Source organism: Pedobacter sp. KH_004 (genome assembly GCF_057840755.1).
In genome coordinates this window covers 92,507-114,591 of the sequence record NZ_CM174519.1, presented here as the reverse complement: position 1 = coordinate 114,591, position 22,085 = coordinate 92,507, and the positions used below count along the sequence as shown (strand labels likewise).

Annotated in this window: 15 protein-coding genes; 9 read left to right on the top strand and 6 right to left on the bottom strand. The window is 37.5% G+C overall.

Annotated features, from left to right (window positions below):
* Positions 1–98: 98 nt before the first annotated feature.
* The 3 genes from AC3ITD_RS00525 to AC3ITD_RS00515 all read left to right on the top strand — a co-directional run bounded on the left by AC3ITD_RS00525 (position 99) and on the right by AC3ITD_RS00515 (position 4,958).
* Positions 99–1,103 (top strand): bifunctional riboflavin kinase/FAD synthetase, encoded by a 1,005-nt coding sequence (locus AC3ITD_RS00525; RefSeq protein WP_489363151.1) that lies wholly within the window; start codon positions 99–101, stop codon positions 1,101–1,103.
* 484 nt (positions 1,104–1,587) lie between these two features.
* The gene (locus tag AC3ITD_RS00520; protein WP_489363149.1) at positions 1,588–3,801 is read left to right on the top strand and encodes a monovalent cation:proton antiporter family protein; all 2,214 of its coding nucleotides are present in this window, start codon (positions 1,588–1,590) and stop codon (positions 3,799–3,801) included.
* Positions 3,802–3,923: 122 nt separating this feature from the next.
* Positions 3,924–4,958, top strand: coding sequence for a DUF2157 domain-containing protein (locus AC3ITD_RS00515; protein ID WP_265798072.1), 1,035 nt, complete (start codon positions 3,924–3,926; stop codon positions 4,956–4,958).
* A gap of 411 nt (positions 4,959–5,369) precedes the next feature.
* Here the strand turns inward: AC3ITD_RS00515 and AC3ITD_RS00510 are convergent, their stop codons facing one another.
* Both AC3ITD_RS00510 and uvrA read right to left on the bottom strand, forming a co-directional pair.
* A complete protein-coding gene (locus tag AC3ITD_RS00510; protein ID WP_489363146.1) occupies positions 5,370–6,023 on the bottom strand; it encodes a LysE family transporter in 654 nt (217 codons plus the stop codon).
* Between the two features lie 8 nt (positions 6,024–6,031).
* Positions 6,032–8,845, bottom strand: coding sequence for an excinuclease ABC subunit UvrA (gene uvrA, locus AC3ITD_RS00505; protein WP_489363144.1), 2,814 nt, complete (start codon positions 8,843–8,845; stop codon positions 6,032–6,034).
* 258 nt (positions 8,846–9,103) lie between these two features.
* Between uvrA and AC3ITD_RS00500 the strand changes: the two genes are divergently transcribed.
* The 5 genes from AC3ITD_RS00500 (at position 9,104) to recA (ending at position 13,250) form a co-directional block, all read left to right on the top strand.
* Positions 9,104–9,688 (top strand): RNA polymerase sigma factor, encoded by a 585-nt coding sequence (locus tag AC3ITD_RS00500; protein WP_056851529.1) that lies wholly within the window; start codon positions 9,104–9,106, stop codon positions 9,686–9,688.
* Between the two features lie 87 nt (positions 9,689–9,775).
* Positions 9,776–9,970, top strand: a complete 195-nt coding sequence (locus tag AC3ITD_RS00495; protein ID WP_056851528.1) for a hypothetical protein — start codon at positions 9,776–9,778, stop codon at positions 9,968–9,970.
* A gap of 236 nt (positions 9,971–10,206) precedes the next feature.
* Positions 10,207–11,394, top strand: a complete 1,188-nt coding sequence (locus AC3ITD_RS00490) for an MFS transporter (RefSeq protein ID WP_489363141.1) — start codon at positions 10,207–10,209, stop codon at positions 11,392–11,394.
* A gap of 43 nt (positions 11,395–11,437) precedes the next feature.
* Positions 11,438–12,103, top strand: coding sequence for an endonuclease III (nth, locus tag AC3ITD_RS00485; protein ID WP_489363139.1), 666 nt, complete (start codon positions 11,438–11,440; stop codon positions 12,101–12,103).
* Between the two features lie 133 nt (positions 12,104–12,236).
* Entirely contained in the window at positions 12,237–13,250 is a 1,014-nt protein-coding gene (gene recA / locus AC3ITD_RS00480; protein ID WP_056094982.1) for a recombinase RecA, read from the top strand.
* Between the two features lie 80 nt (positions 13,251–13,330).
* On the opposite strand, the gene AC3ITD_RS00475 is transcribed toward recA, so the two are convergent.
* Together AC3ITD_RS00475 and tsaD are read right to left on the bottom strand one after the other, a co-directional pair.
* A complete protein-coding gene (locus AC3ITD_RS00475; protein ID WP_056851525.1) occupies positions 13,331–13,528 on the bottom strand; it encodes a hypothetical protein in 198 nt (65 codons plus the stop codon).
* 140 nt (positions 13,529–13,668) lie between these two features.
* Complete coding sequence (gene tsaD, locus AC3ITD_RS00470; protein ID WP_489363136.1) at positions 13,669–14,670, bottom strand: tRNA (adenosine(37)-N6)-threonylcarbamoyltransferase complex transferase subunit TsaD; 1,002 nt, start codon at positions 14,668–14,670, stop codon at positions 13,669–13,671.
* 152 nt (positions 14,671–14,822) lie between these two features.
* Here tsaD and AC3ITD_RS00465 point away from each other — a divergent pair, with 152 nt between their 5' ends.
* Positions 14,823–19,190, top strand: coding sequence for a translocation/assembly module TamB domain-containing protein (locus AC3ITD_RS00465; RefSeq protein ID WP_489363134.1), 4,368 nt, complete (start codon positions 14,823–14,825; stop codon positions 19,188–19,190).
* A gap of 97 nt (positions 19,191–19,287) precedes the next feature.
* On the opposite strand, the gene AC3ITD_RS00460 is transcribed toward AC3ITD_RS00465, so the two are convergent.
* Positions 19,288–20,499: a bifunctional 3,4-dihydroxy-2-butanone-4-phosphate synthase/GTP cyclohydrolase II gene (locus AC3ITD_RS00460; RefSeq protein WP_265798064.1), complete on the bottom strand. Its 1,212-nt coding sequence runs from the start codon at positions 20,497–20,499 to the stop codon at positions 19,288–19,290.
* Positions 20,500–20,638: 139 nt separating this feature from the next.
* Complete coding sequence (locus AC3ITD_RS00455) at positions 20,639–22,063, bottom strand: LptF/LptG family permease (protein WP_489363131.1); 1,425 nt, start codon at positions 22,061–22,063, stop codon at positions 20,639–20,641.
* Positions 22,064–22,085 lie beyond the last annotated feature (22 nt).

The following is a 22,085-nucleotide window of genomic DNA, read 5'->3' as shown; positions in this document are numbered from 1 at the left end:
TTTTCTGTCATTGTCATCCTAAAAATCAAATATCAGCAAACAAAAAAGTATACCGCTTCCATCCCTCATGCAAAACCCATAACCATAAAACATTCCCATTGAAAATATACCACAACCTTTCAGACTTTCAAAAACTGGATAATGCCGTAGTTACCATTGGCACTTTTGATGGGGTACATTACGGCCATCAAAAAATCATCAAACAATTGGTTGCCAAAGCCAAAGCCGACAAAGGTGAAAGTGTTATTTTAACCTTTTTTCCGCATCCAAGAATGATTATCGATCCTGAAAATCAGGATCTGAAGATGATTAACACCATCAACGAGAAAGCAGAAATCTTAAGAAGTTTAGGTGTAGATCATTTAATTATCACCACTTTTACTAGAGACTTTTCGAATCAAACGCCTGATGAGTACATCAAAAATACGCTAGTTGAAAACATCGGAACCAAACATATTATAATTGGATACGATCATCGCTTTGGAAAAGACCGATCTGGCAACTTAACCGACTTAAAAGCTGCCGGAATCCATTTCGGTTTCACCGTAGAAGAAATTAAAGAGCAGGATATTCACGATGTTGCAGTGAGTTCGACTAAAATCCGCCAGGCACTTTTAGCTGGTGATGTAAGCTTAGCCGCCGATTACTTAGGTTATCCGTTCTCAATTTTCGGCAGAGTAATCAAAGGCGATAAAATTGGCAGAACGATAGGCTTTCCAACGGCAAACCTATTTGTTGAGGAAACCTATAAACTTATTCCTGGTGATGGAATCTATGCAGTAACAGTGGAAATAAGTGAGGAGTTTGAAGAAGAAGGAAGTGTAGATTCAGTATGCAGACCCCGGACTTCGGACTCCAGACTTCGGACTTTCAAAGGTATGGCTTACATCGGCCAGCGGCCCACCATAAATGGCATGACCAGAAATATCGAGGTTAACATCTTTGATTTCGACCAGGAGATTTACGGACAGGATATCAAAATGAATTTTCTTAAATTTCTACGCCACGATGTAAAGTTTACCGGGCTTGAAGCATTAACGTTACAACTTCATCAAGACAAAGAAGCTACACTCGCATTTTTTGCATCATCTGCATCAATTTAAAAAAATAAATCCTCTAAAAAAAGCCTCAATTCGTTATATTAGCAGCAATGAGGCTTTTTTACATCATCATATTCTTTTGTATACCTTATCATTTTGTGAGTGCAGCATCACAAATAAAAACAGATTATGCTGTAATTAAATCCACGCCTACAAGTTTTCAGCCTTATTATGGTCAGGTTAAATTCCATCAGCAAACGGCAATGGAAAACGAAAGTATTGAAAAGGATCTCCTCAACAATTACCAGCATCAAAATTTCACCGGCATATTATCGCTATTATTTTTCACTACTATTTTTTTGAAGTTCTATTTTTCTATTTCCAAAAAAATAGTACAAACTATCAGGCAAAATTATTGGTATTCGTTTAAAATGCTTTACCCAAAACATGTGTTTTGGTAAGTAAGTTGGCAATTCGTCAAAACCGAAAGTCCAATTTATTCAAGTGTAAATACACTCGAAAATTATTTTAACTACCATCATTATCAATGCATTTACCAGATTTAATAGCCGATTTAGGATTAATACTTGCCGCAGCAGGAATAACAACGCTCATATTTAAAAAAATAAAACAACCCTTAGTATTAGGTTACATCCTGGCGGGGCTATTGGTTGGCCCACACCTTGATTTTTTTCCTTCAGTAACAGATACGAAGAGCATCAACATTTGGGGAGAAATTGGAGTAATCTTCTTGCTGTTTAGTTTGGGATTAGAATTCAGTTTCAAGAAGTTGGTCAAAGTTGGCGGCTCGGCTTCCATTACTGCTGTTGTAGAGGTTGTTTTTATGTTGCTTATTGGTTTTTCTGCAGGCAAGTTAATGGGCTGGAAAACGATGGATAGTATATTTTTAGGCGGTATACTTTCTGTTTCATCAACCACAATTATAATTAGGGCATTTGAAGAACTCGGTGTAAAGCACAAAAAGTTTGCTGGTTTGGTTTTCGGTGTGTTGATTGTAGAAGATTTAGTGGCCATTTTATTGCTGGTTTTACTATCAACCTTAGCAGTAAGTCAGCAATTTGCAGGGAGCGAAATGCTCATTTCAATTTTGAAACTTGCCTTTTTCCTGGTGCTTTGGTTTTTAGGTGGAATCTTTCTTATTCCAACGTTTTTAAAGGCCACCAGAAAATTAATGAATGATGAAACGATGCTAGTGGTTTCACTGGCACTTTGCTTAGTAATGGTTTTGCTTGCAGTTAAAGTGGGCTTTTCTCCAGCTTTAGGGGCCTTTATTATGGGCTCAATTTTAGCAGAAACAACACAGGCCGAGAAAATAGAGCATCTTACAAAATCAGTTAAAGATTTATTCGCAGCGGTGTTTTTTGTATCTGTAGGCATGCTCATTGACCCAAAAATTTTGGTTGATTATGCTTTGCCAATTGTTATCGTAACGATGGCTACCATTCTAGGTAAGTTTTTAAGCTCAAGTCTAGGCGCTTTATTATCTGGTCAGCCGCTCAAAACATCGGTACAAGCCGGAATGAGTTTGGCGCAAATTGGAGAGTTTTCTTTTATCATTGCCACTTTAGGCCTCACACTTAAAGTAACCAGCGATTTTCTCTATCCTATCGCCGTAGCCGCATCGGCGATTACTACGTTCACAACACCATACCTCATTAAATTATCAGAACCTTTTTATCAGTTCCTAACCAGAATTTTGCCAAAGAAATGGATTGATGGGATATCAAGGTACAGTTCCAGTACAGCTGGAATTACCACTTTAAGCGACTGGAAAATCCTGCTGCGCAGTTATGCGTTTAACACCATTATACACTCGGTAATTATCATTGCGGTTATCTTTTTAGCTTCGCGATATGTGCAACCATTTATCGCTAAAAACGTGGTTAATGGTTTAAAATCTACCATCATTAGTTTAGTTGCATCGTTCATTCTAATGGCTCCGTTCTTATGGGCATTGTCAATCAGAAGGATACAGAAAACCGCTTATTCTCATTTGTGGTTAAACAAGAAATATACCCGTGGACCATTGATTGCCATCGAAGTATTTAGAATTGCACTCGGAATATTTTTTGTCGGTTTTTTGATGTATGAATTTTTCGACACCTGGGTTGCCGCTGGAATTGCATTAGCCTTAATTGTGTTGATGATGGTCATATTTTCACGCAAACTTCAATCCTTCTACAATAAGTTAGAAAAACGTTTCATGCTAAATTTGAATGCGAGAGAAAACCAAAAGCCTGATATTTTACCTTGGGATACCCACTTAACGGAAATTAAGGTATCACCGGAATCGAATGTGGTTGGAAAAACGCTTTCAGAACTAATGATTAGGGAAAAGTACGGGGTAAATATTGCCCTGATTGAACGTGGTAGAAACAACATTCCAACGCCTGGCCGCGATGAGAGACTTTACCCGAATGATAATTTATTATTAATTGGAGCTGACGATCAGCTTGCTTCAGTAAAAGCACTTCTTGATGTGGATATACCCCATCATGAAGACGAAAAATCTTTCCCCGATAAGGAAATGACACTGCAGAAGGTGATTGTCAATACCGAATCACCGGTGTATGGCTTAAGCATTCGAAATGCTGGCATCAGGGAAAAAGCACAAGCATTAATTGTTGGCATTGAACGGGGTAGTGAACGCATTTTAAATCCTTCATCCGATTTCATATTTGATAACGGAGACGTCATTTGGATTGTGGGGAACAATAAGAAAATTAAGGAGGTAATATAAACCTAAAATTGAGCGTGTTAATTTGGAGCACAGTGGATCAGTTATAATATTATTTCTTTTGCTTCAAACTTCCGACTATTGACTTAGGACTTATTTTTCTATATTCGTGTATAACCTAACCTATGAAAGTTGATAGAGAAAAGAGTGAATTTTTAGATGATATGATTGAACAGTGGCAAACCACTGGCTTAATTACTGAAGACACTGGCAGCAAACTTCGCAAAAGCTATGAGGCTAAAAATTTTGATTGGTTGCGTTTAGCTCAGTATGCTTTTTGGGTTGCCCTTGCTTGCGGGTTTATCGCACTCGGTTCATTATTAATAGATAATTCCATCCTCAACTATCTTAAAAGGGTTTACAACACACCGAATATTGTTATTGCAATTGTTTCAGGAGGTCTGGCCGCCTGGCTTTACCTGCTAGGATTTAGAAGAAAAAAGAAAGTGGCTCATTTAAAGTTTAGCAATGAGGCCATCGTATTTTCAGCCATATTACTTACAGCAAATGCCATTGCCTATTTCGGAAAAGCAATGGATAATGGTTCTGGAAATTTTTCAATTTTAATCTTAATATCCGTTTTCATTTATGGGGGATTGGGATACTTTTTCCATTCGCGGCTCATCTGGGTTTTCGCATTAATCTCTTTAGGCGCCTGGTTTGGAACAGAAACTGGTTATTTAAGCCGTTGGAATTATTATTTTCTGGGGATGAATTATCCTTTGCGCTTCGTTGTATTTGGAGCGGCACTAACTGCAGCGTCTTTCATCATGAAAGCATTGCCCAAAACACAACATTTCTTTCAGGCAACTTACATTGCCGGAATGGTTTACTTGTTTGTCTCACTTTGGGCATTATCCGTTTTCGGGAATTTTGCCAGCTTAGAAGAATGGTATTCGGTAAGGCAATTAAGCTTATTCTATTGGGCATTAATTTCGGCAATAGTCTGTGTAGCAAGCACCCTATTTGGCTTAAAATATCATGATGCTATTGCCCGTGAATTCGGGATCACCTTCTTATTCATTAACCTCTACACCCGTTATTTCGAATACTTCTGGGATAGCTGGCATAAAGCGTTGTTCTTCTCGGTACTTGCAGCATCCTTTTGGTTAATCGGCAGAAAAGCCGAGAAAATTTGGAACGTTGAGTTTTTGAAATAGGAATAAATACGGGTTATACTCAAAAAACCAATTCTACGGCTTGTTCAATATTTTGCAGCGCAAAAGACAGTGAAACATGGGTTACAGTAGTCCCGCCCATACTACCTGTCTACCGCAAGAAGGCAATCTTTCGATTTAAGGTGAAGTAATGAAAGTTTTGAGCAATCAAAAGTATTTTCGTTATGTCCGGGCTATTTAGTTTAATTCAGAACTATTTTGGTGGGTTCTATGCACAACGTTGTATTTAAACCCGACATAATCGAACACGGAACGCAGTGAAGTAAAGTGTTTGGCGGGACTGGAAGCCGCCATTAAAACAGCGCTTTCATTTCTAAATAATTAAATTTAAACTGAAGGGGTCCGAGAACCTCCAAGATCATTACAGCTAACTTGGCAATGAAATAGTTTCCTCTATAACAAAACCACTAATTGTTTAATTACCAAATAAGCGGCCAGCACGTATAAAAATATGGCTATCGATTTATTGATGATCAGACTGCTTAGAGCAAATTTTTCCTGAATAAAAGTGGCAAAATGCGCATAAACATATAATGCTACTGCAGAACCCACACCAGAACCTAAGCTAAAAATAATCAGCGAAAGGTAATCGGTCTCAATCCATTCGTGCAAGATTACATAGTTGCCGAAAAATAGCCAAAAAGGAATTTGTACTGGATTTAAAACACCTAATATTAATCCGTAAAGTACACTGCCACTGCGCTTGTCCTCTTTTTTATTGCTGGTAATAGGTACTTTTTTTCTGTTTACCCATGTGATTGTGCCCATGGTAATAAACATCAAAATCATAAAGCAATCTACTAATGTGCCTAACCTTACTTCACTTACGGCCTCATTAGGATTGATGTCGCTCATTGCCCAGCGGGCAAAACGCATCATTCCAAATGTAAAAAAAACCTCTACGCAAGAGAAAGAAAGGATGAAATACCAAACCTGGCGCATACCTTTATTTATGGCGAGTTGCGCAACCGTGAGGTTGATATTACCAGGAGGAATATACCCCATGGCGTTGAGAAGAATGCCTATAAAAAAGGTGAGAAAAAGCATTGCCGAAATTATGGATTTAAATTCAAATGCGATGCTAAATATTTTCCTGTATAAGAAGTCTTTTCTTTCACCAAATCTTCAGGGATACCCTCAAAAACAACTTTACCTCCACCATCTCCACCTTCCGGACCGATATCGATCACCCAATCGGCACACTTAATCATATCCATATTGTGCTCAATCACCAAAATAGTGTTTCCCTGCTCTATCAACGTATTTAAAGCCTTTAATAGCTTTTTGATATCGTGGAAGTGTAAACCCGTAGTGGGCTCATCAAAGATGAATAGTGTTTTGCTGGCGTTATTTCCTTTAATTAGAAATGAAGCCAGTTTAATCCGCTGGGCTTCACCACCTGATAAGGTATTAGATGATTGGCCTAAATGAACGTAACCCAAACCAACATCAACCAAAGGGTTTAACTTATTGAGAATTTTAGGTTCATCTTTAAAGAAATCCACAGCCTCATCGATGGTCATATCCAAGATTTCCGAAACATTTTTCTCTTTATAAACTACATCCAAAACCTGCTGCTTAAACCGTTTTCCTCCGCAAGCCTCGCATGGCAAATAAATATCTGCCATAAACTGCATTTCGATTTTCACCTCACCCTCACCCTGGCAAACATCGCAACGGCCACCTTCTACATTGAAAGAAAATGCTGCTGGCTTTAATCCAGCTGCTTTTGCCGATGCCAAACCAGAAAATAAAGCACGGATATCATCCCAGGCCTTTACATACGTTACGGGATTAGATCGGCTTGAACGGCCAATTGGATTTTGATCAACCATTTCTACGGCACTGATCAAATCACAATTACCAAAAATCCCATCGTAAGCTCCGGTTTGTTCGCCAGCATAATTTCCAATGGCTTTCTGCAAAGCAGGATATAAAATCTTTTTAACCAAACTGGTTTTACCCGAACCTGAAACTCCACTAACCGCAGTAAAAACACCCAAAGGAAATTTAACATCAATGTTTTGAAGGTTGTTTTCTCTGGCACCTTTAATAAGGATATGATCTTTCCACTTCCGGCGTTTTTCTGGGATGGCTATTTTTTCTACCCCCGATAAATAGCGTCCGGTTAAACTGTTTTTATCTTTTAATATTTCTTCGTAATTCCCGCTAAAAACAAGGTTACCGCCGTGGGTTCCCGCCTCCGGACCGATGTCAATAATATAATCGGCAGCCCGCATCATTTCTTCTTCGTGCTCTACAACTAGAACCGTATTACCAACGTTTCTGAGGGAAATTAATACTTCAATCAGTTTATTCGTATCTCGTGGATGCAAACCAATACTTGGCTCATCCAAAACATAAATAGAACCGACTAAGCTACTTCCCAAAGAAGTTGCCAAATTAATTCTTTGCGATTCTCCTCCTGATAAGGTATTTGATAAGCGATTTAAGGTTAAATAACCTAAACCAACATTATTTAAATACAGAAACCGGTTATCAATTTCGGCTAGCAAACGTTTAGCTACCTTAGCATCAGTAGCGTTTAATTTTAACTCGTTGAAGAAAACTAAAGCTTTTGCTAAGGGCATTAAAACGACATCGATAATCGATTTTTCTGCAATCTTTACATAAGATGCATCCTTGCGCAAACGTGATCCTTTACATTCTGGGCAAGTGGTTTTTCCGCGGTAGCGAGACAACATTACCCGGTATTGAATTTTATAGGTCTGTTCTTCCAGCTCCTTAAAAAAAGCATCAAGGCCAGCAAAATATTTATTGCCCGTCCACAGTAAACGTTGCTCTTTCTCAGTTAGCTGACTGAAAGGACGATGTATGGGAAAATCGAATTTTGGAGAAGCTTTAATAAAGTTCTGCAACCAAACACTCATCTTCTCTCCTCTCCATGGCGCTATTGCATTATCAAAAACGCTTTTGCTCTTATCAGGAATGACCAAATCTTCATCAATACCAATTACATTTCCATAACCTTCACAGCGCTTACATGCACCATAAGGATTATTAAAAGAGAAAAAATTTGGTGTTGGCTCCTCGAACTTCATTCCGTCAAGCTCGAAGCGATCGCTGAAATGCTTGGTTTTACCATTAGCTTCGACATCACAATCACCCTTACCTTCAAAAAAAGCAGTTTGAACAGAATCGGCTAAACGGCTTAAAGTTTCTTCTTCTTGGGTAGCAACTATTCTATCAATTAAAATCTGAACCGTTTTATCATCGGTTAATTCGGCATCTTTGAAATCAGCATCATCTAATACAGATTCAATTTTTAAAATTTTATCTTCAATAAGTACCCGTAAAAAACCCTTTTGCAATAAAATAGCAAGTTCTTCTTTTATCGTGCGATTGTTATGTGGGTATAAAGGACAAAATATTGTTACAGTGGTATCTTCAGGCAAAGCGCTCACATAATCAACCACGGTACTAACCGAATCTTTTTTTACTTCATTTCCTGAAATTGGGGAAATCGTTTTCCCGATCCTCGAAAAAAGAAGTTTCAAATAATCGTATATTTCTGTGGAGGTACCCACAGTAGATCGAGGATTAGAAGTAATTACCTTTTGTTCAATGGCAATGGCGGGAGCAATACCTTTAATATAATCTACATCAGGCTTATTCATCCTACCCATAAATTGGCGGGCATAAGAAGATAAACTTTCTACATATCGGCGTTGTCCTTCTGCGTATAAAGTATCGAAAGCCAGAGAAGATTTTCCCGAACCAGACATGCCAGTAACCACGACCAGTTTATTTTTAGGTATGGAAACATCAATGTTTTTCAGGTTGTGCACACGAGCACCTTTTATAATAATATTTTTATGCGGATCTTTTTCGGCTTCTTTTTTGCTCATGTATGGTTATGATTTTAAATATAACCCATAGAATACTGTTGGGTTTTTAAAACATACAAAAATAAGGTACTGATGCGGTTAATTTATTTTTTAACATTTTATTTTTTGTTTTTTGATAAAAAAATAACTTTCTTTGAATATTAACAACCTCAGAACCAAACTAACACAATCTAAAAAACATAGGAGAGACGCTATAGAAATTAAACTTCTACAAATTAATTTTTAGCAAACAGTACGGGATTTAGTGTAGGTAAACCTATGAATTTACAATCATACAGTGACCAAGACCTTGTAAAGTTATACATTGCAGGGGATGAGAATGGGCTACAAGAACTTTTAAGAAGGCATAAAAGTAAAATTTATACTTCCATCTATTTATTGGTAAAAGATCAATATTTAGCTGAAGATATTTTTCAAGATGCTTTTATAAAAGTAATTAATACGCTTCGTTCGGGAAGATATAATGAGGAGGGCAAGTTTCTGCCTTGGGTAATGCGTATTGCTCATAACTTAGTTATTGATTATTTCAGAAAAGAAAAAAGAACTCCAATCATTACGAGTTCTGATGGGATGGATGTATTCAATATGCTACACTTTTATGACGAAAGTGCAGAGGAAAAAATGTTACGCGATCAAACCCACAAAGATTTGAAAGAAATGATCCATTTACTGCCTGATGAGCAAAAAGAAGTGCTTTTAATGCGGCATTATGCAGATCTGAGTTTTAAAGAAATAGCTGACTTAACAGATGTAAGCATTAATACTGCCCTTGGGCGTATGCGTTATGCACTGAGCAACCTGCGCAAAATGCTTAAAACTAAAGAGATGACTTACAAAGGGTAATAAAAAAGTTACATTAAAAATTTTAGGGCTCGAAATAAAGCATCTGAACTATCGTTAAGTTTATAAACTTATCACATTTAGTTGCTTATGACAAAAACCTCTACATCAAAAAACAATGTAAATTTACCAACTCACAGTATGTTTCAGCCTAAAACTGATATTGAATCTGACGCGGAAATCGATTTATTTTACGATCAAATCAAAAGTAAATTAGATCGTCTGGCTAAAAATCCTCAAGATGAAACCATCAACAAGATTTTAGCATATAGTAAATCGAAGTAAATTTTACACCAGCCCAAAGCTGCCTTTCATAAAAGGCAGCTTTTTTTAGGCAGGAATTTTAACAAATTTTTCTATTCGTTCATCACTTAACTTATAGTCTATTTTCCATTTCCTTACTTTCTATTTCCTGATTCCCATTCCCATTTTCCTTTTCCAAACCCCCTTTTCTTTTTTACATTTCATTAACTCAAAAACACCTACCTTTACATAGTGTAATTTTAACACTAAGCACAGGTATGAATAAGAACTTACTACCACTCACCCTAGGAGGATTAGGCATTGGCATAACAGAGTTTGTGATGATGGGCCTGCTACCAGATATCGCAAAAGACCTAAAAGTTACCATTCCACAAGCCGGACATTTGATTTCTGCCTATGCCTTAGGAGTAGTGATTGGTGCGCCCCTATTAATAATGATTGCCGGGAAATATCCACCAAAAAAAATATTAATGGCTTTGATGATCATGTTCACTGCCTTTAATGCATTCTCGGCTTTTGCACCAACTTTCGACACTTTGTTTATTGCCAGATTGCTTTCTGGATTGCCACATGGGGCATTTTTTGGTGTAGGGTCGGTAGTTGCAAGTAGAATTGCAGAAAAAGGTAAGGCGGCTCAGGCTGTTTCCTTAATGTTTATGGGTTTAACCATTGCAAATATCTTAGGTGTTCCGCTGGGTACTTTTATAGGCCATAACTTTTCCTGGCGAATTTCATTTGCCGTTGTGGTGCTGGTGGGTTTAGTTACCTTATTAAGCTTAAAACTTTGGCTGCCGGCATTAGAAGCTGCTAAAAACAGGGATTTAAAAGCTGAATTAAGTTTTTTCAAGAAGAGGGAAGCATGGATTATTATCATGATGATCTCAATTGGTACTGGCGGCTTATTTACCTGGTATAGTTACATTGCCCCTTTAATGACGGATGTAGCAGGCTTTTCTGCCGATGCGGTAACGTATATATTAATGCTCGCTGGCGTAGGGATGTTGGTTGGAAATTACATTGGCGGAATATTAGCCGATAAGTTTTCTCCTGCCAAAGCCTCAGCTGCATTACTTCTGGCTATGGCCATAACTTTAACCATTGTACATTATATCTCCTTTAGTCAACCCTTGGCTTTAATAATGACTTTTATTACAGGAGCAGTTGCATTTGCACTTGCTGCGCCAATCCAAATGTTGATGATACAATCAGCGACGGGATCAGAAATGCTGGCCGCTTCGGCGAGTCAAGCCAGTTTTAACATCGGAAATGCATTGGGCGCCTTTTTTGGCGGTTTACCTTTAGTTTACGGATTTGATTATACCTCCCCCGCCTATGTTGGTGCAGCAATGGCTTTGGTCGGTGCATTTTTCGCCATTTGGCTGATCAAAAGTAAAGCCACAAAAGGTCTTGCTTCATCCAAAGAAAAATACGCGATGATGCATTAATCTTTTGGCTCGCGAGTAAAAGGATCAATTTCTATATTTGCTCATGCTAAAGAAAGAACGTTATAAACTTTTTGTAGAGCACTTTTCAGCAAAGCAGCCCGATGCAGAAACCGAACTACATTACAATAATCCTTATCAGCTTCTTGTTGCCGTAATTCTTTCGGCTCAATGCACAGATAAGCGAGTAAATATGGTTACCCCCGCCCTTTTTCAACGATTTCCAAATGCGAAAACACTGGCTGAAGCCACTCCAGATATTGTATTTGATTACATCAGAAGTATCAGCTATCCAAACAACAAAGCCAAACATCTTGTAGGTATGGCCAATATTCTGGTAAATGAGTTTAATGATGTTGTTCCATCGGGAATAGATGATTTGCAAAAAATGCCAGGAGTTGGGCGTAAGACTGCCAATGTAATTGCATCGGTAATTTATAATGCACCGGCAATGGCTGTCGATACACATGTTTTTCGTGTAGCAAACAGATTGGGATTAACTAACGGGAAGACGCCTCTGGCAGTAGAGAAAGACTTGGTTAAACATCTTCCACAACAGGACATACACATTGCGCACCATTGGCTAATTCTTCACGGCCGCTATGTTTGCGTGGCCCGAAGTCCGAAATGTGATGTTTGTGAAATTACCTACATTTGCAGGTATTTTGAACGTCTAACGGCGAAAAATGAGCGGGAAAAGCACGTAGCTTAAAATATTTTATAATTACTATTGACATTAGCTAAAAAACAACTAACTTAGCTAAATATTTTAGTAAATAGTTATAAACATTACACGCATATTAGCTCATAATTCAATTATATTTACGAAATCAAATCACAAGAAAATGGCAAGCGCAAACCCCGACAAATTAAAAGCTTTACAGCTTACTTTAGATAAATTAGAAAAATCGTATGGTAAAGGTACCATAATGAAACTCGGCGATACGGCTATTGAACCCATAGATTTTATTTCTACGGGGTCAATCAGTTTAGATATTGCTTTAGGCATTGGTGGTATTCCGAAGGGAAGAGTAATCGAAATTTATGGCCCGGAATCATCTGGTAAAACGACATTAGCTACCCATATCATTGCAGAAGCGCAGAAAAAAGGTGGCATAGCGGCTTTTATTGATGCGGAACATGCATTCGACCAATTTTATGCTAAAAAACTCGGCGTAGATACTGATAATCTTTTAATTTCTCAGCCTGACAACGGCGAGCAGGCATTAGAAATTGCTGATAACCTGATTCGCTCGGGAGCAATTGATGTAATCGTGATTGACTCCGTTGCTGCATTGGTTCCAAAAAGTGAAATTGAAGGCGAAATGGGTGACAGTAAAATGGGCTTGCATGCCCGTTTGATGAGCCAAGCATTACGTAAGTTAACTGGTACCATTTCAAAAACAGGCTGCTGCTGTATTTTCATCAATCAATTGCGTGATAAAATCGGTGTGATGTTCGGTAACCCAGAAACAACTACGGGTGGCAATGCGTTAAAATTTTATGCTTCAGTACGTTTAGATATACGCCGTATTTCCCAAATTAAAGATTCTGATGAGGTTTCTGGTAACCGTGTTAAAGTTAAGATTGTTAAAAACAAGGTAGCACCACCTTTCCGTATTGCAGAGTTTGACGTAATGTTTGGTGAAGGTATTTCGAAAAATGGCGAAATTGTAGATTTAGGTGTTGATTTTGGTATTATAAAGAAAGCAGGTTCTTGGTACTCGTACGGAGATACTAAATTGGGTCAAGGTAGAGATGCCGTTAAGCAACTTTTAAGTGATAACCCGGAATTAGCAGAAGAATTGGAAATTAAGATTAAAGCCGAAGTAACCGGCGATAAATTGGAAGAAAAATAATTTCGATACTCAAGAAATAAGAAGCGCTTTGTTAGACAAAATCTGGCAAAGCGCTTTTTTATGATATCGTGGCAATATTTTTAGCCCTGGCTAAAAACTGCGTTAAAATCTTTTGTTACGTAAACAATTACCAATAAGGCTGCAATTACCAAGGCACCTAAAATAATTACTCCCCAACTTCCGCTTAATTTATTTTTATCTTTTCTGATCAAATAATATAACAGCCCAATAAGCGGTACTGCACAAACAATCCAAAATATTAATGATGCTCCAGTCATAAAAAAAGTTAAAAGTGTAAAGTTAAATAATCAGATCAGGATTTTCAAAATTCAAGAATAAGACATAGAGGGCCAACCTCAAAATGTTTATTTATTCAAAACTACATCCATGTAATCAAATAATTTGTGTAATCATCTTATTAAAATTCCATTCTCGCTTTCGGAGACACCTCTTGGCCAACAAAGTCGTTAACCGAAAACTTTTGGTATCCGGCAATGGCAATCATTCCGGCATTATCAGTACAATATTGAAATGCAGGAATATAAACCTTCCAGCCCAATTCATCAGCGGTTTGCTGCAGGCCATCTCTTAATCCAGAGTTTGCAGAAACACCACCAGCTATTGCAATCTCATTGATATTAAATTGCTTTGCTGCTTTTTTAAGCTTGTTCAACAATATCGTAACAATGCTATGTTGAACAGATGCACAAATATCATCCAAATTTTCGGTAATAAAATTTGGATTCTCTATCTCCTGCTTTCTGATGAAATAAAGAATGGAGGTTTTGAAACCACTAAAACTAAAATTTAAATCAGCTATTTGTGGCTCGGCAAATTTATACGCTTTCGGATTACCGTTTTTAGCATGTTTATCAATTAAAGGACCGCCAGGATAAGGCAACTGCAAAATTTTAGCCGTTTTATCGAAGGCCTCTCCCGCTGCATCGTCCAATGTTTCACCCACAATTTCCATATCGAAATAATCTTTCACCAATACAATTTGTGTATGCCCGCCAGAAACGGTAAGGCATAAGAATGGGAAATTGGGTTTTGGCTCATCAATAAAATGCGCCAATATATGCGCATGCATATGATTGACAGAAATTAAGGGTATATTTAAGCCCAATGCGAATGATTTCGCAAAGGAAACGCCTACCAAAAGTGAACCTAAAAGGCCCGGACCTTGTGTAAACGCAACAGCACTAATGTCCTGTTTTGTAACCTGTGCATTTTTTAGAGCTTGCTCAATAGTAGGCACAATATTTTGTTGATGTACCCTAGATGCTAATTCAGGGATTACACCACCATAATTTTCATGAATTGTTTGGTTTGCAATAACATTGGCCGTAATTTTGCCGTTGTTACATATAGCGACTGAAGTGTCATCGCAAGAAGATTCGATAGCAAGTATAACAGACAAATTATTTATTTTTAAGCTGCAAAATTATTAAAAAACTATTTAAAATACTCCTTTGGGTAATTGCATCAATAATTTTGCTGCTGGCGCTTATTATTTTTTCACTACAGTTTAAGCCTGTCCAGACTTACGTTGCCCAAAAAGCAGCTGCATATTTGTCAAAAGAGCTTAACACTAAGGTATCAATTAAAAGCCTTTACATCAAACCTTTCAAATCTATTGTATTGGAAGATTTGCTTGTTCTCGATCTTCAAAAAGACACCTTGCTGAGCACTCCAGAATTCATGGTTGATATTAATCAACTCTCGTTTGACAAGAAGATTATTGATATCAATACCATTCAAATCAATAATGGCCAATTTTTCCTAAAGGATTTCAAAGATAAGTCTTCTAATCTCGATTTCATTATTAACTATTTCGATTCTGGTAAACCTACTGTAAAGAAACCGAAAAGTAAACCTTATGATATCAACATAGGTCGGGTGATCTTAAATAAATTCGCTTTTAGATATAAGAATTTTGCTGCGAAAGATACTGTTCAAGGTAAAAATGTGAATTTCGATAATGTTGACGTTAGGGAATTAAGCGGAATATTTGAAGGACTAGACACCAAGAACCATCTGGTTAAAACCAACATCAAAAATTTAACACTTCGTGAAAAAAGTGGCTTTTATCTAAAAAATTTAACTGCTGAAACAACTATTGATAGTAATGCGATAGAACTAAAGAAACTGTTGTTGGTAACCGAGAATAGCCGCTTAACCGATTACTATCAAATGAAGTTTAAAAGCTACAGGGATTTTAACCATTATGTAGATAGCGTACGGATGAAAGCGATTTTCAAAGAAAGTCATCTTTCCTCCAAAGATGTTGCTTTTTTTGCTCCTGAATTAAATTCAATGAAAATTGAACTCGATGTAGACGGCCAGATTACTGGATTAGTAAATAACCTGAGAGCCAAGAAACTTTCCATTCGATCAGGAAAAGCTACGCACATTAAAGGCGATTTTATCTTTAAAGGTCTTCCGAGATGGAAAGAAACCTTCATGGATTTAAAGATTGAAATGGCTGGTACGAATAAAAAAGATTTAGATGAAGTACTAGCTGGAATTACAGGAAACAAAAAACCGATGATTCCAATTATCGTAAGCAAATTCGGCAATATCAATTTCAATGGAAATTTTACTGGTTTTCAGAACGACTTTATTGCTTACGGGGAATTTAAGACGAAGTTAGGACGAATTGTTTCTGATGTGAATATGAAAATCGACAAAAATGATGTTCCCTCTTATACAGGTAACGTTAAAACGTTTGATTTTAATATCGGCAATTTATTAGATGAGAAGAGTTTGGGCCGAATTAGTTCATCATTGTATGTAAAAGGAAGAGGTACTGAATTGAAGGAGCTAACCGAAAAACTTAGCGGAGATGTTGAATACATTGACTTTAACAATTATCGATATAGAAACGTTAAAATTGATGGAACTTTTGAAAAGAAAAACTTCGACGGAAAATTAAGTATCAACGATAAAAATGTAAAACTTCTCTTTGATGGAGGTGTAAACTTAAATCCGAAACTTCCAGTATTTGCCTTTAACGCCACCATCACTAGGGCCAGGTTAAAGGCATTAAAGCTTTTAAAAGATTCGTTGTTGGTTGACGCAAAGTTTAGCACAAATTTTTCGGGAACAAACCTAAACAATATTGAAGGCAGCTTGCTTATCCAGGAGATCAGGTTGCAAAATCCGAAGGGAATTTATAATGTAGATTCACTTCAATTAATAGCAAAAGGCACAGGAGTAGATCGGACATTGGATATCAGATCAGATATTTTAGATGCAAGTATTCGCGGTGAATACGATTTAAATTCCATCGTGTCCTACTACAAAGCCATCGCCAAAACATACGTTCCCTCGCTTAGGGCTGATATTTTCAAATTTAAGAATCAAATATTCAAGTTTAATTTGCAAGTGAAGAAATTTGAGCCACTAGCTCAGTTTATTTCGCCTGGCTTAGAAATGGAGGAAGGCGCCACGCTTATTGGAGACTTTGACTCGCGAAACAATACCGCTACTTTAAACGGTTTTGTAAGGAAATTGAAATACAATGGCGTAGTGGTAAATAATATTATTCTGGATGAAAATACGACCAAGGAACAGTTGCAGCTAATCGTTACCTCAGACCGTGTTCAGCTGAATGATAGTTTATTCATCAAAGATGTAAATATTTCAAATATTCTGCGTAATGATAGTCTTTCTTTTAACGTAAAGATGTCTAATTCTGACGAGGCTAACCAACTGGATTTAAACGGCTTGGTAGAGTTTACTAAAAATCAGGATACTGTTGCACGCCTAAGCATTTTACCATCTATTTTAAAAATAAATAGCGAAGAATGGCGTATTCAGGAGAAAGTACGCATTGCGTTAAATAATGGTAAAACTTTGATCAGTAACTTCGATCTGACGAACGGAATTCAACAATTAACTATTGATGGTTTAATTTCCGAGGATCAAAAAGATCTGCTGGCTGTTGGTTTTAAAGATTTTAATTTAAAAACGCTGAATCCTTTTACTAAGGGTTTTGGAGTAAAATTAAGCGGAAATGTTAATGGAACAACTAATCTGTACGGCATTTTGAAAGCTCCAAAAGTAAACGATGACCTCAAAATCGATTCACTTACCTTCAATGATATTTATATTGGAACCCTTACCGATACATCATCTTTCGATAATCAAAGCAACAAAGTGAACGTCTTCACCCGGATCATGACCGAGGATTCAGAGACTTTTAAACTCACCGGAAATGTTGATTTAAAAGAGAAACTGATTGATTTGAATGTTAGAATGAACGACAGCAAATTGACCATACTGGAGCCCTTTGTTAAACAACTTGTTTCTAATCTCAAAGGTGATATTTCTGCCGACATAACCGTTAAGGGAAAATTAGATAAACCCGAAATTAATGGCAGTGTAGCTTTTGATAAGGGACAGTTGATGGTGAATTACCTTAAAACCACCTATGTTATTACTGATGAGGTAAAGATAGAAAACAGTGTGGTGTTATTAGATGGCGAATCATCAGATGGTTTTGTCTTGGCTGACCTGGAGGGCCATGAAGCTACTGCGAGAGGAACAGTAGACCTGAACAACCTAGATGATCCTACATTGAATGTAACGGTAAATGCAAACAGTTTGATGGCTTTAAACACCACTTCAAAAGACAATTCAGTTTATTTTGGAAAAGCCTACGGAACGGGGGTGTTTAAGTTTACTGGTCCTACGAGTAAAATGAAAATTGATATAAAAGCCAAAACTGAAAAGGGTACAGTTTTCAATCTTCCACTAAATAGTTCGGAAACGGTTTCGGATAAAGATTTTATAAATTTTATCAGTAGAGATTCAAGTAAGGTGGTAAAGAAAACCACCAATTTCGATGGCTTAACGTTAACATTTAAGCTTACCATCGACCCGAATACAACAGCAAATATTTACACCACACTTGGCAATTTGAGCGGCAAAGGTAATGCCGAGTTAAACCTAAACATCAATAGCTTAGGTGATTTTGAAATGTCTGGTGATTATATTATTGAAACGGGCAGTTTTGACTTCACGGCTCAAGAGGTGATTAATAAAAAATTTGAGATTAGGCAGGGAGGTACGATACGATGGACGGGTAACCCGACCGCAGCGCAAATCAATTTAAAGGCCGTTTACGCGTTACGGGCGAACTTGAACGAATTGTTTAAAGCTGCGAACAGAGATGCCAGCAGTAATGCTAACCAGCGAGTAAACACCGAAGTAGAAATGGGTTTAACAGGATTGCTGCTACAGCCAGATATTAAACTGGATATCTTTTTTCCTGCCCAACCAGCAATTAAAGAAGAACTTCAAACCTATTTTAGCGATCAGAATAATTTAAACTTACAAGCTTTCAGTTTAATCATAAGAAGAAGTTTTGCTCCAGGAAATGGTGGAGAATCTATCGGAAACCAATTGAGCTCAACCGCCACAAGTACGGCCACCGAGTTGGTTTTTAATCAATTTAATAATGTGCTTTCTTCATTAAACTTAAACTTTGTCGATCTTAACGTACGTTCATTAAGTGAAGCCAGTGCATCTGTTAAACTTTTTAACGACCGTTTAATTATCAATGCTGGTATTGTAGATAGAAACAGCTTAAATGATTTTACCATTATCGATTTTAACAGAAGCAACGTTGGCGGCGAGGTTGAAGGTCTATTTTTAATAAGAAAAGATGGTAGCTTGTTGGGTAAAGTAGCCAATAAACCACCAACTATCCAAAGTATCTTTGCTAATCCTGGTATTGATCAAAATAGAAACGTAACCTCATTTGGTTTAGTTTACACCCAGCAGTTTGATACGTTTAAAGAATTTATTCAAAAAATTACCGGAGCTTACCGCAAAAACTTGAAAAGAAAGCAAAGTGAATCGCCTGTTAAAACGAATAAATCAATTAATAAAGAAGCAATTATTAATCAAAGTAAGGGGAATCAGCGGAGATAGGCTCCAGTTGGAGTTTTTTGTTAGCAGCTACTAACTGCTAAATTGAAGTTATTAGTTGGCAATCTTATTAAGTGAAAATTGCCAACCAAAAATCAACCTATCCTTTCATAATAGAATGACCCATTTTATCTCTTTTTGTTTTCAAATAGCGCTCATTGTGAACGTTACTTTCAATTTCGATGGGAATGTTTTCTACTGCTTCAAGACCATAGCCAATTAGCCCAGCCCTTTTTGTAGGGTTGTTAGTCATTAAGCGCATTTTGGTTACGCCCTCCGATCTCAAAATTTGAGCACCAACACCATAATCGCGTTCATCGCCTTTGAAACCCAGTTTAATATTGGCCTCAACGGTATCAAAACCTGCATCCTGTAGATTATAAGAGCGAAGTTTGTTTATTAGTCCAATTCCTCTGCCCTCTTGATTCATATAAACCACGATCCCTTTGCCTTCCATTTGGATCATTTCCAAAGCTTTGTGTAATTGAGGTCCGCAATCGCATCTACAAGAACCGAAGATATCACCAGTTACACATGAACTATGGACACGAGCCAAAATTGGTTCATCAGGACCCCATTCGCCTTTTGATATGGCCAAATGTGTAGCACCATTGTCCAATTGAGTATAAGCACTCATTTTAAAATCGCCCCACGCCGTAGGTAAATCAATAGTAACTTCTTTCTTGATTAAACTATCAATATTTAAACGGTAAGCAATTAAATCTTCAATCGAAATAATTTTTAACTGATGCTGCTCGGCGATCTTCATTAAATCCGGAAGTCTGGCCATTTCGCCATCTTCTTTAAGAATCTCTACCAATAAACCCGCAGGCTTCATCCCGGCAAGGCGGGCTAAATCTACTGCTGCTTCAGTATGACCAGCACGGCGAATAACCCCACCATCTTTAGCTATCAAAGGAAAAATATGCCCTGGCCTACCCAATTCTTCCGGATCGGTTTTAGGGTTAACAAGTGCCAACATTGTTTTTGATCTGTCGCTGGCAGAAATCCCTGTGGTACAACCATAACCAACTAAATCTACTGATACTGTAAAATTAGTTTCGTAAGCGGCGGTATTTTTGCCCACCATTAAATCAAGTTTTAATTCTTTACAACGCTCTTCGGTGAGCGGAGCACAAATTAAACCTCGCCCATAGGTTGCCATGAAGTTGATCACTTCTGGCGTGGCATTTTCAGCTGCGGTTAAAAAGTCACCTTCATTTTCTCGATTTTCATCATCTACAACGATGATCACTTTACCAGCTTTGATGTCGGCGATCGCCTCTTCTATGGTGTTTAATTTTGTTTGCATTTGTATAAAAGCATATAGGTAATTCGATTAGCTTCGCCCAAGACAGGTAATTTTACTAATGTTTTACAGGTACAAAGGTACAATCTAAATGACCAATTTGGTGAAATAAATATCATCTGGAAGTAAATGATATTTGAGCTTATTTCTGTTTGATTCGAAGGAGTTTTTTAAAAAACTGTTTATAATAGTTTACGTCAAACAGTGCAGAATCGACAGTAGCTTTATAAGTTAAAAATGCAGCCAATGGCGATAGCACAATAACGGCAATCCACATGGCAAATATGGGATTTAAATTACCTTCTCTGGCAGATTTCTCAGCCACCGTAGTGATGATATGATAAACCAAAAAGAAAGAAATAGCGATGACCACAGGTAATCCCATTCCGCCCTTTCTGATAATAGCACCCAGAGGGGCACCAATAAAAAATAGCAGGATACAAGAGGCTGCAAGTGTAAATTTACGTTGATATTCAATCCGGGTGAAGATAATCTCCCCCATCAAATCATCATATCTTGGTACCGTGTTTGAAAGATTTTGAACCATCCCAGAAACGATGTTCGATGCGTTATCAACTGCTGTTTTTCTACTTCCGTTAGGAATAGATTTCAAAGTGACCTCGCCGATTACAATAGGAGCAATGTTAACTTTCGTATACCCTCTTGTGGTATTAAATTGTTTGAAGGTATTGCTTGCCACACGGTTTGATTGCCTGTTAAGCGTATCGAGTTGCTTGGTTAAGGAATCTCTTTTTTTAACAATGCCTTTCAGATTTAGCATTGGGGTACTGTTTCCGAAAGCATTCGGATCAGTCCTGTTCATTTCAAAAGATGATAAGTCAAATTTAGGTGCTGTTTTTTTAAATCTGCTCCTATATAAAACTTGCCGGGGATTGTAAGCTCCGCTGGTGTTAGATTGCTCTTCATACTGAACGCCATCCTTAAGCGCTAAAACTAAAAATTTGCCGTCAGTGGTTTTATTCATTTGCCCTTCCTTGGCCATGATCACTTTTGGAATGCCGTTGGTACCTTTATGATCATAAATCATGATGCCGTGTAGCGTTCCATCCTCATCTTTTGCATCCACACGAATGGAATAATTAGGAATGCTATTATTGAACACCCCAGGCTTAATCAAGAAGGCCAACTTTTTATTTCGAACATCGTACAATAATGAGCTAAATTTCAAATTGGCTTTTGGAAGCATGTAATTCGAAAACAGAAAAGAGCCGATGGTGAGCATAATAATCACTACAAAGAGTGGTCTCATAGCCTTTTGAAGCGAAATTCCGGCAGATTTAATGGCGACAAGTTCGTAATTTTCGCCCAGCGTGCCGAATGTCATGATAGAAGACAGCAGTACAGAGAGCGGCAATGCCATGGCTACATTGGCTGCCGAAGCATAACACATCAGTTCTAAAATGGTGTACCATTCGAAGCCCTTACCAATTAAATCATCAATCCACTTAAATAGAAAAAACATTAAAAGAATAAACATTACCACAAAGAATGTGGCAAGGAAAGGCCTAATAAATGCTTTAATAAGAAGAAGATGTATTTTTTTCACCCTACAAAGGTAAGCAATGCAG

Excerpts from the sequence above, each read along its gene's own strand:
- AC3ITD_RS00460 (WP_265798064.1), bottom strand. The coding sequence starts at position 20,499 with ATGCAAACAAAATTAAACACCATAGAAGAGGCGATCGCCGACATCAAA.
- AC3ITD_RS00500 (WP_056851529.1), top strand. The coding sequence starts at position 9,104 with ATGAATTTACAATCATACAGTGACCAAGACCTTGTAAAGTTATACATT.
- AC3ITD_RS00515 (WP_265798072.1), top strand. The coding sequence starts at position 3,924 with ATGAAAGTTGATAGAGAAAAGAGTGAATTTTTAGATGATATGATTGAA.
- AC3ITD_RS00475 (WP_056851525.1), bottom strand. The coding sequence starts at position 13,528 with ATGACTGGAGCATCATTAATATTTTGGATTGTTTGTGCAGTACCGCTT.
- nth (WP_489363139.1), top strand. The coding sequence starts at position 11,438 with ATGCTAAAGAAAGAACGTTATAAACTTTTTGTAGAGCACTTTTCAGCA.
- AC3ITD_RS00495 (WP_056851528.1), top strand. The coding sequence starts at position 9,776 with ATGACAAAAACCTCTACATCAAAAAACAATGTAAATTTACCAACTCAC.
- AC3ITD_RS00490 (WP_489363141.1), top strand. The coding sequence starts at position 10,207 with ATGAATAAGAACTTACTACCACTCACCCTAGGAGGATTAGGCATTGGC.
- AC3ITD_RS00510 (WP_489363146.1), bottom strand. The coding sequence starts at position 6,023 with ATGCTTTTTCTCACCTTTTTTATAGGCATTCTTCTCAACGCCATGGGG.
- recA (WP_056094982.1), top strand. The coding sequence starts at position 12,237 with ATGGCAAGCGCAAACCCCGACAAATTAAAAGCTTTACAGCTTACTTTA.
- uvrA (WP_489363144.1), bottom strand. The coding sequence starts at position 8,845 with ATGAGCAAAAAAGAAGCCGAAAAAGATCCGCATAAAAATATTATTATA.
- AC3ITD_RS00520 (WP_489363149.1), top strand. The coding sequence starts at position 1,588 with ATGCATTTACCAGATTTAATAGCCGATTTAGGATTAATACTTGCCGCA.